The organism is Kitasatospora sp. NPDC058048 (assembly GCF_042885555.1).
Lineage (GTDB): Bacteria > Actinomycetota > Actinomycetes > Streptomycetales > Streptomycetaceae > Kitasatospora > Kitasatospora lactacystinica.
In genome coordinates this window covers 175,550-188,560 of sequence record NZ_JBHVRT010000002.1, presented here as the reverse complement: position 1 = coordinate 188,560, position 13,011 = coordinate 175,550, and the positions used below count along the sequence as shown (strand labels likewise).

The following is a 13,011-nucleotide window of genomic DNA, read 5'->3' as shown; positions in this document are numbered from 1 at the left end:
GGGCGTGCACCGTGCGGTGCGCGCCCTCCCCCGGCCCTCCCCGGCCATCCCCCAAGGAGTCACACCATGGCAGTCCAGCCCCCGCCCGCCGACCAGCGGATCGTGATCGAGAACGCCGCGATCGCCACCGTGGACGCGAACGACACCGAGTACGCCCGCGGCCACGTGGTCGTCCTCGGCAACACCATCGAGACGGTGGGCGACGGCCCCGCCCCCGCGTGGCTGGACAACGTGGTGCGCCGGATCAACGGCGAGGGCCACCTGATCACCCCCGGCCTGGTCAACACCCACCACCACTTCTACCAGTGGATCACCCGCGGCCTGGCCCAGGACCACATCCTGTTCGACTGGCTGGTCGCCCTCTACCCGACCTGGGCCCGGATCGACGAGAGGCTCGTGCACGCCGCCGCCCAGGGCTCCGCCGCCGCACTGCTCAAGTCCGGCTGCACCACGGCCTCCGACCACCACTACGTCTTCCCGAAGGGCGGCGGCGACGTGCTCGGCGCCTCCATCGAGGCCGTCCGGGAACTCGGCCTGCGCTTCACCGCGCTGCGCGGCTCGATGGACCGCTCCCAGAAGGACGGCGGACTGCCGCCGGACCACGCCGTCGAGGAGCTGGACGACATCCTGACCGCCTCCGAGGCCGCCGTGGACCGCTACCACGACTCCTCCTTCGGCTCGATGCTGCACATCGCCATCGCGCCCTGCTCCCCCTTCTCCGTCTCCACCGACCTGCTCCGGAAGTCCGCCGAACTCGCCCGCCGCAAGGGCGTCCGGCTGCACACCCACGGCTCGGAGACGGCCGAGGAGGAACAGTTCTGCAAGGAGCTGTTCGGCATGGGGCCGACCGACTACTTCGAGTCGGTGGGCTGGCTCGGCGAGGACGTCTGGATGGCGCACTGCGTGCACATGAACGACTCCGACATCGCCAAGTTCGCCGAGACCGGCACCGGCGTCGCCCACTGCCCGTCCTCCAACGCCCGCCTGGCGGCCGGCATCGCCCGGGTGCCCGACATGCTCCGGGCCGGTGTCCCGGTCGGGCTCGGCGTCGACGGCACCGCCTCCAACGAATCCGGCGAGCTGGGCACCGAGCTGCGCAACGCGCTGCTGATCAACCGCCTGCACGGCTCCCCCACCGCGCTGACCGGGCGGCAGGCGCTGCGCCTGGGCACCATGGGCGGCGCCCGGGTGCTCGGCCGGCAGGACGAGATCGGCTCGATCGAGGCCGGCAAGCTCGCCGACCTCGCGCTGTGGAAGATCGACGGGATCATGCACTCGTCCATCGCCGACCCGGTCGCCGCGCTCACCTTCGGGGCGCTCCCGCCGCTGTCGGTGCTGTTCGTCAACGGCAACGCGGTGGTCGAGAAGGGGCGGCTGGCCACCGTCGACGAGGACCGGATCGCGCGCGACTGCGCCCGCGCCGCCCGCGAGCTGGCGGCGCGTCCGCTCTGACTCCCACCCCTGACTCCGGGGGCGCCCAGGGACGGTGCGCCCCCGGACTCCGCACACCCCGACGGGTGTGCGGACCCCGGCCCCGGATCCACGGCGAGGATCCGGGGCCGCGGCGTGCCTCCGGCCCGCTCCCACCCCCGTGGGAAGCGGGCCGGACGATCGGGGGGCCGCGAATCGGGCCCGTTGACCGGGGCTCGTGGATCGGGGCCCGTTGACCACAGCTCGTGGTCAGCGGGCGGCGGCCGGTTGCTCCGCGTGCCGGACGGCGGCCGGGAGAGCGGCCCCCGCGAGGACGAACACACCGGCCAGGACGGCCCAGCCGACCACGCCGTGGTCGACCACGGTCAGGCTGATCACCAGCGGGCCGATCACGTGGGCCGCCGCCTGGCCGCTCATGAACACGCCCTGGTACTCGCCGTGGGAACGCGGATCGGCCAGGTCCAGGCTCAGCGTCCAACCGCCCGCCGAGGTGAGCAGCTCGCCGAGGCTGTGCACCAGGGCGCCGACCAGGATCGCCGCGGTGGCGACCGCGGCCGGGCTCGACTGCGCCGCCGCGTAGAGGAGACAGCCGCCCGCCAGCAGCAGGCCGCCCCGGGCACAGGCCAGGGCCGCCGACGGAACGCCGTCCACGCCCCGGCTCGCCCGGACCTGGAACAGCACCACCAGCAGGCAGTTGACCACGCCGACCGCCGCGACCACCGCCGCCGGCGCGTCCGTCGCGAGCACGACCCACAGCGGGATCCCCACGGTGAGCACCGGGAGTTGGAGCTCCAGCAGCGCGTGCAGCACGGTGACCAGCAGGTAGCGGCGGTCGCGCAGCACCGACCGTCCTCCCCCGGCGGCCTCCGGGGCACCGTCCCGGCCGACCGTCAGGTCACGGACGGGGAGGCCGGCCAGCAGCGCCGTCGCCCCCAGGAAGCTCGCGGCGTCCAGGACCATCACGGTGACGTACCCGGCGTAGCTGTCGGACTGCAGCGCCAGCGCCGCTCCGCCGGACCCGACCACCAGCCCCGCGTTCATCACCGAGCGCAGCAGCGACCGTGAACGCACCTGGCTCTCGGCCGGCAGCGTCCGGGCGATCAGGGCGCTGCGCACCGCCGCCGCGCCGCGCTCCAGCACGGTGGCCGCACAGGCCAGGGCGACGAAGGCGGCGAAGGAGTGCACGAAGGCGTAGCCGAGCACGGCGAGCGCCTCCAGCGGCCCGACCACCATCAGCAGCCGCTTGCTGCCGACCCGGTCGGCGAGCCGGCCCATCGGCAGCCCGGCGAACACCCCGCAGACGCCGGCCGCGCTCAGCCCGAGCGCGATCCGGCCCGGGGTCAGGCCGACGGAGCGGGTCAGGAACAGCACGCCGACCGTCACGAACAGGCCGTTGCCGACGGTGTTCACCAGGCTCATCAGGGCGAGCCTGCGCAGCAGGGGGTCGGCCGGCAGCAGCCGTCGGACGGCGGAGGGAAGCACCGCGGCAGAGGTCATGGCAGTAGGACAGCGGGCTTCCCCCGGCGGCGGAACTCTTTTACCGTTACGGTCAATGTTCGAGTTCCATCTGGGCGTCGACGACCTCGCCGCCACCTGGTTCGGCTACTCCGCCCTGCAGGAGGCGGTGTTGAGCCTGCGCGCCCGCCACTGGCCCCTGCGCTACCCGGAGCAGCAGCCGTGGATCGCCGGCTGGCAGGACCGCTACGAGGCGCTGGACACCGCACTGCTGGAGTCGATGATCGCGCCGGTCGGCTTCGTGCCGGACTTCCTCACGCCGCGTCCGCTCGGCCCCCGTCCGGATTTTCCGGCCGAGTTGGCGCGGCTGGCGGCCACCCCGCCGGAGGTGGTGCGGGCCGATGTGCTGGAGGCCTACCGGGGTGGCGGGAAACCCAGCCCGCTGCCGCCGGTGCTGGCCGGGCTGATCGACGACCCGGCGGCGCTGGCCGCCCGGACGGCCGAGGCCCTGGACGCGTACTGGATGCGCTGCCTCGCCCCCGTCTGGTGGCCGCGCGCCCGCTCGGTGCTGGAGGCGGACATCGCCTACCGGGGGCGGATGCTCTCGGAGCACGGGGCGGACGGACTGTTCGCGGACCTCGACGCCAGGCTGAGCTGGCACGCCGGGGTGCTGCGGCTCGTCGACCCGCACCCGGCGGTGAAGGCGGTGGGCACCACCGTGAAGGTCGCCGGGCGCGGATTGGTGCTGATCCCGACGCTGTTCGGGCTCGGGGCGCAGACCGATGTCACCCAGGCGGGGCCGCCGCTGGTCTGCTACCCGGCTCGCGGCAAGGCGACGATGGCCGAGGGCCTGGGACCCGCCGGCGCCGAGGCAGGGGCGGTGGCCGACGGGCCGCTGGCCGGACTGATCGGCGCCCCCAGGGCCAGGCTGCTGGCACTGCTGGAGACCCCGGCCAGCACGACGGAGCTGGCGCACCGGCTCGGGGTCACCCCGGGTGCGGTCAGCCGCCACCTGGGCGCACTCGCGGCGGCTGGGCTGCTGGAGCGCAACCGGCTCGGCCGCAGCGTGCTGTACCGACGCAGCTGGCTGGGCGACGCGATGGTGGCGGGGCGCCCGCACCTCGCGGCGGGGGGCTGACGGCTTTCGGCGGGCAGCTTTCGGCGGACGGATTTCAGCGAACGGATGACAGATGACAGATGATGAAAGTTGTCAGCTGTCACCCTTCATTCGTCCCGGCCGGCACGGGCCGTCCGCCCGTCAGGCCTCGCGCCCGATCGTCCTGAGGTAGGCGCGCCAGCCGCCGTGGTGGGTGATCTCGCGGTGCACCCCGCGCTCGACCTCGCCGCGGGCCAGCAGCATCGACAGGCAGGCCGAGCCGTCCTCCAACTCGATCACGCCCAGCTCCAGTTCGCGCGGCTCACCCGGCAGGATGACGTCGCGCAGTCGCTCCAGCGGGATGTCGTACAGCTCGCCCTCGATCGCGGTGCCCGCCTCCGGGTCCGCCAGCAGACCCGGACAGACGTCCGTCCCGCCGCTGTGGTCGATGGAGAAGAATCGGTAGCCGGGGGCGGTCCTGGCCGGCCCGATCAGCGAGTCGGCAACCTTGCCGTGGAAGGGGCCGCCGGTCATCGCCTGGCCGTTGAAGAACATGCGCGCCATGGGTGAACTCCTTGCGTGGAACGGACCGTTCCGTACGGCGACGAGAGGACAGGTGGATTCGTCGCCGTACGGAACGGAGCAGTGGACCGCCGGAGTGCCGCGTCCCGGCGGACGGCAGCGGTGACACCGGCGGGTAGGCGGGGATCAGCCCAGCAGGGGCAGCGCGGGGAGGGTCAGGAAGTCCACGAACTCCTCGGCCAGGGCGACCTGCTCGAAGAGCTCGGCGGCCTCGCGCCAGCGGCCGGCGCCGTAGGCCTCCTCGCCCAGCTCGGCGAGGAGTTCGGCCAGCTCCGCGGCGACCAGGGTGCGGACCAGCTCGGCGGTGGTCTTCTCGCCGGTGTCGGACAGCACGACCCCGTTGTGGATCCACTGCCAGATCTGCGAGCGGGAGATCTCGGCGGTGGCGGCGTCCTCCATCATGTTGAAGATGCCGACGGCCCCGAGGCCGCGCAGCCAGGCCTCGATGTAGCGGATCCCGACCTGGACGGCGTTGTGCAGCCCCGCACGGGTGCAGGTGCCGCCGGCGCCGGCGATGTCGAGCAGCTGGGCGGCGGTCACCGGCTCGGCCGGGCCGGGATTGTCCTTCTGGTGGGGCCGCTCGCCGAGCACCGCGTCGAAGGAGGCCCGGGCGACCGGCACCAGGTCGGGGTGGGCGACCCAGGAGCCGTCGAAGCCGTTGCCGGCCTCGCGGTCCTTGTCGGCCTTGACCTTCTCGAGTGCGGAGGCGTTGACCTCCGGGTCGCGGCGGCTCGGGATGAACGCGGCCATGCCCCCGATCGCGTGGGCACCGCGCCGGTGGCAGGTCTGCACCAGCAGCCGGGTGTAGGCGGCCATGAAGGGCGAGGCCATGGTGACGCTGTTGCGGTCCGGCAGGATGTAGTGCTCGCCGGCGTCGCGGAAGTTCTTGACGATCGAGAACAGGTAGTCCCAGCGCCCGGCGTTGAGGCCGGCCGCGTGGTCGCGCAGCTCGTAGAGGATCTCGTCCATCTCGAACGCGGCCGTGATGGTCTCGATCAGCACGGTCGCCCGGATCGTGCCGTACGGGATGCCGAGTTCGGCCTGGGCGTGGGTGAACACGTCGTTCCACAGGCGGGCTTCGAGGTGGCTCTCGGTCTTCGGCAGGTAGAAGTACGGGCCGGAGTTGGGGTCCTCGGCGCCCCTGGCCAGCAGCCGGGCGGCGTTGTGGAAGAAGTAGAGGCCGAAGTCGACGAACGCGCCGGCCACCGGGGTGCCGTCGACCAGCAGGTGGTTCTCGTCCAGGTGCCAGCCGCGCGGGCGGACGACGACGGTGGCGAGCTCGGCGGCGGGCTTGAGGGTGTAGGCCTTGCCGGCCGTGCTGGTGAAGTCGATCCGGCCCTCGAAGGCGTCGATCAGGTTGACCTGGCCGCCGACCACGTTCTCCCAGGTCGGGGAGGTGGCGTCCTCGAAGTCCGCGAGCCAGATCCGCGCCCCGGAGTTGAGCGCGTTGACGACCATCTTGCGGTCGGTCGGGCCGGTGATCTCGACCCGGCGGTCCTGGAGGGCGCGCGGCGCCTCGGCGACCTTCCAGTCCGCGGCCCGGATCCCGGCGGTCCCGGGGAGGAAGTCCAGCGTGCCTGCGGCGGCGATCCCGGCACGGCGGGTCTTGCGCCCGGCCAGCAGTTCCTGCCGGCGCCCCTCGAAGGCGCGATGGAGCCCGGCGACGAAGGCGATCGCCTCCGGAGTGAGCACCTCCTCCGCCCGGTGGACGCGCGGACCGGCGACAGTGACGACCGGAGCGGCGGGGGAGGCGCCGAGGGGCCCTTGATCTGCGGCCATGAGCAGGACACTCCTAAGACGGTTGAGCCTGGCGAAGGGAGCTCCGGCAGGAACTTCCCCGGGGAACTTCCTCGATCGGAACTCGCCTGTCGGCGAGTTCGATTCTGTAAAGTGGAGACTAGTTTCCGCGATACAGAATTTCAACGGTTTGTTGAAGAGATCGCCGGGACTCCACTCCTCCCCGACAGTGAAGGGAACGCCGGTGGTTGCGACCCCCGACCCAGCATCGACGACAGGCACCGAGCGCGCGAGCGGCGGCGTGCAGTCCGTCGAGCGCGCCTTCCAACTCCTGGAGGCGCTGGCCGACTCCGGGGGCGTGGCCACACTCAGCGAACTCTCCACCAGTTCCGGCCTCCCGATGCCGACGATCCACCGACTGGTTCGTACCCTCGTCCAGCAGGGCTATGTCCGCCAGGACACCGCGCGCCGCTACACCCTCGGCCCCCGGCTGATCCGCCTGGGCGAGACCGCCGGCCGGCTGCTCGGCAGCTGGGCCCGCCCGTACCTGGCCGAGCTCATGGAGGCCACCGGCGAGACCGCCAACCTGGCGGTGCTGGAGGGCGGCGAGGTGGTGTACGTCGGACAGGTGCAGTCGCGCCGCTCGATGCGGATGTTCACCGAGGTCGGCCGACGGGTGCAGCCGCACTGCACCGGCGTCGGCAAGGCGCTGCTCGCCCAGCTGCCCGAGGACGAGGCCCGCGCCGTCCTCGGCCCCAACCCCCTGCCCGCCCACACCGAGTACACGGTCACCGACCCGCAGGAGCTGATGCGCCAGCTCGCCGAGGCGCGCGAGCGCGGCTACGTGGTCGACGACCAGGAGCAGGAGATCGGCGTCCGGTGCATCGCACTCGCCGTCCCCGGCGCGCCGACGCCCACCGCTCTCTCCGTCTCCGGACCGGAGGCCCGCATCCGGGCCCTGGAGGAGCCGGCCGGGGCCGCCTCGCTGGTACCGGTGATGCACCAGATCGCGACCCGGCTGGGGCAGGTCCTCGCACCCTGACGGCACGTCAACCGCCGTTGCCGGCCGACCCGGTCGCAGCGGCGTGCCGCGTCATCCGTTCGAGCGGACGCCGGGCGGGTTGCCGCCGGGCTCCGGCGGCGGCTCCGCCACCCTGGTGCCGACGCGGCCCGCAACGGCGCGGGCGGCCGGGACGCGAGGACAGGGTGAGCGGGGATGGAGCAGCAGCACCGGGACGTGCGGAGCGCCGTTCAAGGCGGTGGCGGTGGGGTGCGGGGTGGCGACGTGCCGGACGGTGGCGCGGCGGACGGGGGCGCGGCAGGTGACGTCGCGGCGGGCGGTGGCCTGCGGGGCCGTCGCCTGCGAGGACGTGGTCTGCGGGGACGTGGCCTGCGGAGTGCCGGCCTGTTCGGCGGCGGCCGGCGTGCCGCGGGAGGCAGGGGGTTCGGCGGGGCCGGGCTGGTCGCGGCCGTGGCGGCGGGGTGCGCGGTGACGGTACTGGCCACCGACCCGTCCTGGGCGCTGCTACGGCCCGAGCCCCGGCCCGCGGTGGAGGTCGTCGCGACGGGCACGCCCGAGGCGTCCATCCTGCCCGCGCCGGTGACGACCGGCGCCTCCACCCTGCCGGCACCGGCCAAGCCCGGAGCGGGGACGGCCGCTTCCGGTACCGGTACCGGTACCGGCTCGGAAGCGGCCGGAGCCTCCACGCTGCCCGCACCCGCCGCCGCCCGACCGTCCGACTCCGACCTGGAGGTGATCCGGATCGACCCGGACCCGGCCACGCCCGGCGGCACCACCACCATCCACGCCTTCGTCGGCAACGGAGGCCCGGACACCACCTCCTCCCCGTTCACGGTCGTGATCACCCTGCCGGAGGGCGTGAGCCCGGAGGGCCCGTACTTCCCGTCCGACTGCCGGGTGACGGGCCACGGCCGCGTCGTGCGGTGCGTCTTCGGAGCCGGGCTGCGGGAGGGACGCAGCGCGACCGCCCTCATCCCGGTCCGGCTCGACCCGGAACTGCCGGTGGGCAGACTGAGCGGCGGCTCGGTCACGGTGCGCAGCGCGGACGACCGGAACGAGGGCAACAACCGGCAGCTGTTCGACATCAGGGTGGTCGAGGCCGCTGCCGATTCCTGAGCCGCGCGGTTCCGCCGGCGGGGCCGGGCCGGCCGGCGGACGACGGCTGCAGGCCGGGCAACTGGTACCTGAACGGACAGCTCGGCCGGGCCGCTTGTCGCGCAGCTCACCGTGATGTCGATCAACGACACCGCGTGGCAGTCGAGTTGATCGATCTCCGACGCCGGGAGCCGCCACGTCGACCGGGGAGGTCCCGAGCCGGGCCCGGCCCCGGCCGCACACGCGCGGCCACGCCGTGGCGGACCGTACCGTGGCGAGTGCCTGACCGAGTGCGCCCGGTCGGATAAATTGGAAGCCTGACATCATCCGCCGTGCACAAGAGCGGCGAGCCCGACCGGACGCTCGCCACGACCTGACAGAGACGAGGACCCGCCCCACCATGACCGCGCCCCTGCCCGCCTTCGCCGGCCGCACCTACCTCTTCCGGGTCGACAACGGTGCGGCCTTCCGCAACACCTACTCGGCCGACGGCACGCGGCTGCGCTGGGAGGGCCTCGGCGAGTCCGCGGGCCAGTGGGAGGACGTGCGGCTGCACGTCGCCGAGGTCGCGCCGGAGATCTACTTCATCAGCTGGACGGAGCAGAGCGGGATCACCGTCAGCCACGTGATGGACCTCGGCAAGCTGACCGTGCGGGCCTTCTGGACCTTCGAGGGCGAGGGCGGCCGGGTCGGCCAGCTGCACACCGGGACGCTGGAGCGGGTGGCCTGAGCCGCGGGACCGCCGGGCGGGAGCCGTACGGTTCCTGAACGGCCCGGCCGACCCGAACCCAGAACCGAACCCCCGGGCCGCAGCCCCGGGGGTTCGGTCGTTCAGGTTCAGGTTCAGGCGTTCGGGCGTTCAGGTGCGGCCGGTCAAGCTCGGCCGGGTCGCTTCATACGGTCTGGTTCGGCACCTTGAGGTGCTGGGACAGCCACTCCAGCGAGGAGGGCAGCAGAGCGCTCCAGGTCTCGAAGTTGTGGCCGCCGTTCTCCAGCATGCTGTACGAGACCTTCATCGGGCTCTGCACCGCGTCGACGAAGGCCTCGGTCTCCTGCCGGTAGCTGCCGTCGCCCTTCTTGGTGCCGGCCAGCAGCACGGACACCTTCGGCTGCGGCAGGTTCTTCAGCCGCCACATCAGGTTGGCCTCGTCGCGGCGCTGCTTGCTGCCGCCGAAGAGGTCGCCCGTGGTGGGGTCGTCGGCCGCGTCGTAGTAGGCGGAGAGGGCGACGGCGGTCGGAAAGACGTCCGGGTGACGCATGGCCAGCTTGAGCGCGCAGTAGCCGCCGGTCGAGTTGCCCATGAAGGCCCAGGCCTGCGGGTCGGAGGAGACCCGGTAGCTGGCCTGGATCGCCGAGGGCACGTCCTTGGTGAAGTAGGTGTCGGACTGCGGGCCGTTCGGGACGTCCTCGCACTCGGTGTCCTGGGGCAGCGCGGGCGAGGGGCGCACCAGGACCATGACGGTCGGCTGCATCCGCCCTTCCTGCAGCAGCTTGAGCGCCGCACCCGGGTAGTTGAAGCGGGTGATCAGATTCTCGGCGATTCCTGGGAATCCGGTGCTGACGATCACGGCCGGGAACTGCTTCTGGGCGTACTCCGGCTGGAAGTACTGCGGCGGCAGGTAGACGTAGCCCTCGGTGGACAGCCGACTGACCGCGCCGTCGATCCTGATCTTGCGGATCTCGCCGGACTGGCCGGGCTCGCGGCCCATCGCGCCGCCGCCCTTGACCGCGGCCTGGCCCATCGTCTCCACCATAAGCCGGCCGGAGGCGTCCGCCTTGTTGTGGATGACCACCGGGCCGGTGTCGCCGATGCCCAGCAGGTCGTCCCAACTGCTGTAGAAGGCGAAGTAGTTGTTGGCGACCAGGCCGAGCGCGGCGAGCACCGTGAGCTGGGTGGCGAGCAGTGCGCCGATCCGGCCGAGCACCGCCTGCCAGGTCTTCTTCGCAAGTCTGGGCCACAGCCAGACCGTGCCGACCATCATCACGACCGCGATCAGTGCGGTCAGCGCCAGCACCTTGTGGCTCGTCAGACCCATGTCCTGCTTGCTCCCACGCCTCGAACTCCAGTCCCCTCCGCTGGGGACATCCGAGGAGGTCACCCCGGTTCCCCCTGCCGGGGCGCGAGGACCAACCCTAACGCCAGCTGGGAGAAAGCCGACCGCGGCTGGGAGGTTACGGGGAGCCGGGCGGACGGATGACAACTTTCAGATAACAGATTTCGAAAGTTGTCATCTGAAATCTGTCGGCTGTCCGCTGTCCGCTGTCGGCCGTCACCGGCCGGTCGACCGCCGGGCCCGAAGCTCAGCCGACCCGCCCCCACAGCCGCAGCCCCTCCGTGAGCTCGCGCATGCAGCGAGCGCCGAGGTCCTGCGGGGAGCCCGGTCCGGCGAGGGGCGCCTCGGAGGCGGCCCACTGCTCCAGGGCCACCCGGATCGCCGCGGTCGCGGCGGCGGCCGCCAGCCGGATCTCCAGCGGGTCGGTGCCGTCCGGGCAGCGCTCGGCGAGGGCGGCCCGCAGCCGCTCCTCCGAGTCGGCGTGGACGCGCTGCCAGGTGGCGTTCAGCTTCGGGTCGCACAGCAGACCGCGGGCCCACTGCATCATCTCGACCCGCGCCTCGTCGGCCGGGGTCAGCGACGCGACCGCCGCACGCTCCAGCGCCTCGCGCAGCGGCAGGTCCGCGGGGCTGGCCGCGAAGAGCTCCACCCACTCCTGCCCGCCCGCCGCGAGCAGCGGAGCGACGGCGTCCTCCTTGACCGAGAAGTACCGGTAGAAGGTGCGCAGCGAGATGCCCGCGGCGAGGGCGATCTCCTCGGCGGTGGTCGCGTCCGTGCCCCGCTCGGCGAAGAGCGCGGCGGCGGTACGGGCGATCTCCAGCCGGGTGGCCTCACGGCGGCGCTGGGTCAGGGTCGGGCGTCCGGTCACGGGGTCAGCCTACGCGGGCGGATGCCAAGGCGGCACGTCACGACGGATCGGCATGAATGGACTTCTTGGCACAACGTGCCACTTAGGCGTAACGTGCCTATTGAGGTCGAGAGACCACGAACGAACGGAGTACCACCATGGAACGCTTCAGCGGACGGAACGTCCTGATCACCGGCGGCGGCTCGGGCATCGGCCAGGCCACCGTGCACCGGATCCTCGCCGAGGGCGGGAAGGTCGTCGCCGTCGACGTCAACGAGGACGGCCTGAAGAAGACCCTGGACCGCGCCACCGCCGAGGGAACCGCGGACCGCCTCACCATCCAGGTGCTGGACATCGCGGACGAGGCGGCCGTCGTCGCGGGCGTGGCCGAGGCGATCGCCGGCCTGGGCGGCCTGGACGTGCTGGTCAACGCGGCCGGCATCCTCCGCTCCTCGCACACCCACGAGACCAGCCTGGAGTTCTGGAACAGGCTCCTCGCGGTGAACCTGACCGGCACCTTCCTGATGACCCGCGAGGCGCTCCCCGCGCTGCTCGCCGGCGGCAAGGGCGTGGTGGTCAACTTCAGCTCCACCTCCGCGAGCTTCGCCCACCCCTACATGGCCGCGTACGCCGCGACCAAGGGCGGCATCCAGTCCTTCACCCACGCGATCGCCTCGGAGTACTCGAAGCAGGGCCTGCGCGCGGTCTGCGTCGCACCGGGCAGCATCGACAGCGGCATGACCCACAACCCGGGCCTGCCCGCCGACGCCGATCTCAGCCTGCTGGCCAAGCTCTCCCCCGCGCTCGGCCAGGGCTTCGCCGGCCCGGAGACAGTGGCCGGCGTGATCGCCATGCTCGCCTCCGACGACGGCGCCTTCGTCACCGGCACCGAGCTCCGCATCGACGGCGGCACGCACATGTGACGCCGGTCGACCCGCCGACCTGCCAGACCACTCGAGCACTCGACCGCGGGACCGCGGGACCGCGGGAAGGCGGGAAGGCGGGGCCTGTGCCGTCCCCCGTGCGGCACAGGCCCCGCCTTCCCGCGGTCCCGAGGCCGTCCCGTCGGCCTCGGGAGGCGGGGCCGGCCGCGGCCCCGGTACCGGTACCAGTACCGAGCCGGGTGCGGCGGCGGTCACCGCAGAGGCTTCGCCAGGAGGAGTTCGCGGCCAACCCCGTCGGCGAGCAGGTCCCCGGGTTCCGCGAGCAGGGTGAAGCCGTGGCGGCGGTAGAGGGCGAGCGCCGCCCGGTTGCCGGGGAGTACGGCGAGGCGCAGCGTGGTGCCGCCGGTGGCCCGGGCCCAGCGCTCGACCTCCTCGACGAGACGGTCCGCGACGCCCCGGCCGCGCGCCCGCGGGGCGACCCAGAGCGAGCGCAACTCCCGCACGCCGTCCGGTGATCCGGGCATTCCGCCGACCAGTCCGACCGGGTCGTCGTCCAGGTGGGCCGCGACGTGGAGGGCGTCCGGGAGGCGGAGCCGGTCGTGCCAGCGGTCCTCACCGCCCTGGTCCCAGTCGGCCAGGCCGGCCTTGAAGGCGTCCGGCGCGCCGGTCAGGGCGGCGAGACGGAGATCCCGCCAGAGCGGCCAGTCGGCGGTTGTGAGGGCTCGGAGCGTCGGCATCACCATGCCCGGCACCGTAGAAGACCCGCCCGGCGGCCGTCTGCCGAATGCCCGCTCCGGCAGCCGCGACCG

Annotated in this window: 12 protein-coding genes; 6 read left to right on the top strand and 6 right to left on the bottom strand. The window is 73.0% G+C overall.

All coding sequences use genetic code 11. The features are described from left to right. Window positions 1–66: 66 nt before the first annotated feature. Window positions 67–1,452 (top strand): 8-oxoguanine deaminase, encoded by a 1,386-nt coding sequence (locus tag ACFVVA_RS02890; protein ID WP_387685058.1) that lies wholly within the window; start codon window positions 67–69, stop codon window positions 1,450–1,452. A gap of 228 nt (window positions 1,453–1,680) precedes the next feature. On the opposite strand, the gene ACFVVA_RS02885 is transcribed toward ACFVVA_RS02890, so the two are convergent. Next, the gene (locus tag ACFVVA_RS02885) at window positions 1,681–2,928 is read right to left on the bottom strand and encodes an MFS transporter (RefSeq protein WP_387685056.1); all 1,248 of its coding nucleotides are present in this window, start codon (window positions 2,926–2,928) and stop codon (window positions 1,681–1,683) included. A 55-nt stretch (window positions 2,929–2,983) separates the two neighbouring features. On the opposite strand from ACFVVA_RS02885, the gene ACFVVA_RS02880 reads away from it, so the two are divergent. After that, complete coding sequence (locus tag ACFVVA_RS02880) at window positions 2,984–4,024, top strand: helix-turn-helix domain-containing protein (RefSeq protein WP_387685054.1); 1,041 nt, start codon at window positions 2,984–2,986, stop codon at window positions 4,022–4,024. Between the two features lie 120 nt (window positions 4,025–4,144). On the opposite strand, the gene ACFVVA_RS02875 is transcribed toward ACFVVA_RS02880, so the two are convergent. Both ACFVVA_RS02875 and aceB read right to left on the bottom strand, forming a co-directional pair. Next, window positions 4,145–4,546: a gamma-glutamylcyclotransferase gene (locus ACFVVA_RS02875; protein ID WP_387685052.1), complete on the bottom strand. Its 402-nt coding sequence runs from the start codon at window positions 4,544–4,546 to the stop codon at window positions 4,145–4,147. Window positions 4,547–4,690: 144 nt separating this feature from the next. Continuing rightward, complete coding sequence (gene aceB, locus ACFVVA_RS02870; protein ID WP_387685050.1) at window positions 4,691–6,343, bottom strand: malate synthase A; 1,653 nt, start codon at window positions 6,341–6,343, stop codon at window positions 4,691–4,693. 202 nt (window positions 6,344–6,545) lie between these two features. On the opposite strand from aceB, the gene ACFVVA_RS02865 reads away from it, so the two are divergent. The 3 genes from ACFVVA_RS02865 (at window position 6,546) to ACFVVA_RS02855 (ending at window position 9,147) form a co-directional block, all read left to right on the top strand. Then, window positions 6,546–7,343, top strand: coding sequence for an IclR family transcriptional regulator (locus ACFVVA_RS02865; protein ID WP_387685048.1), 798 nt, complete (start codon window positions 6,546–6,548; stop codon window positions 7,341–7,343). A 447-nt stretch (window positions 7,344–7,790) separates the two neighbouring features. After that, entirely contained in the window at window positions 7,791–8,438 is a 648-nt protein-coding gene (locus ACFVVA_RS02860) for a hypothetical protein (RefSeq protein ID WP_387685046.1), read from the top strand. A 379-nt stretch (window positions 8,439–8,817) separates the two neighbouring features. Then, a complete protein-coding gene (locus ACFVVA_RS02855; protein ID WP_359898547.1) occupies window positions 8,818–9,147 on the top strand; it encodes a MoaF N-terminal domain-containing protein in 330 nt (109 codons plus the stop codon). A gap of 163 nt (window positions 9,148–9,310) precedes the next feature. On the opposite strand, the gene ACFVVA_RS02850 is transcribed toward ACFVVA_RS02855, so the two are convergent. Continuing rightward, window positions 9,311–10,453, bottom strand: a complete 1,143-nt coding sequence (locus ACFVVA_RS02850; protein WP_380551004.1) for an alpha/beta hydrolase — start codon at window positions 10,451–10,453, stop codon at window positions 9,311–9,313. A gap of 265 nt (window positions 10,454–10,718) precedes the next feature. Then, complete coding sequence (locus ACFVVA_RS02845) at window positions 10,719–11,339, bottom strand: TetR family transcriptional regulator (protein ID WP_387685043.1); 621 nt, start codon at window positions 11,337–11,339, stop codon at window positions 10,719–10,721. Between the two features lie 137 nt (window positions 11,340–11,476). Here ACFVVA_RS02845 and ACFVVA_RS02840 point away from each other — a divergent pair, with 137 nt between their 5' ends. Next, window positions 11,477–12,241: an SDR family NAD(P)-dependent oxidoreductase gene (locus tag ACFVVA_RS02840; RefSeq protein WP_387685041.1), complete on the top strand. Its 765-nt coding sequence runs from the start codon at window positions 11,477–11,479 to the stop codon at window positions 12,239–12,241. A gap of 212 nt (window positions 12,242–12,453) precedes the next feature. Here ACFVVA_RS02840 and ACFVVA_RS02835 read toward each other — a convergent pair whose 3' ends face one another. Then, window positions 12,454–12,945 (bottom strand): GNAT family N-acetyltransferase, encoded by a 492-nt coding sequence (locus ACFVVA_RS02835; protein ID WP_387685039.1) that lies wholly within the window; start codon window positions 12,943–12,945, stop codon window positions 12,454–12,456. Between the last annotated feature and the right edge of the window lie 66 nt (window positions 12,946–13,011).

Coding starts and splice junctions, on each gene's coding strand:
- ACFVVA_RS02890 (WP_387685058.1), top strand. CDS start 67: ATGGCAGTCCAGCCCCCGCCCGCCGACCAGCGGATCGTGATCGAGAAC.
- ACFVVA_RS02885 (WP_387685056.1), bottom strand. CDS start 2,928: ATGACCTCTGCCGCGGTGCTTCCCTCCGCCGTCCGACGGCTGCTGCCG.
- ACFVVA_RS02880 (WP_387685054.1), top strand. CDS start 2,984: ATGTTCGAGTTCCATCTGGGCGTCGACGACCTCGCCGCCACCTGGTTC.
- ACFVVA_RS02875 (WP_387685052.1), bottom strand. CDS start 4,546: ATGGCGCGCATGTTCTTCAACGGCCAGGCGATGACCGGCGGCCCCTTC.
- aceB (WP_387685050.1), bottom strand. CDS start 6,343: ATGGCCGCAGATCAAGGGCCCCTCGGCGCCTCCCCCGCCGCTCCGGTC.
- ACFVVA_RS02855 (WP_359898547.1), top strand. CDS start 8,818: ATGACCGCGCCCCTGCCCGCCTTCGCCGGCCGCACCTACCTCTTCCGG.
- ACFVVA_RS02850 (WP_380551004.1), bottom strand. CDS start 10,453: ATGGGTCTGACGAGCCACAAGGTGCTGGCGCTGACCGCACTGATCGCG.
- ACFVVA_RS02840 (WP_387685041.1), top strand. CDS start 11,477: ATGGAACGCTTCAGCGGACGGAACGTCCTGATCACCGGCGGCGGCTCG.
- ACFVVA_RS02835 (WP_387685039.1), bottom strand. CDS start 12,945: ATGGTGATGCCGACGCTCCGAGCCCTCACAACCGCCGACTGGCCGCTC.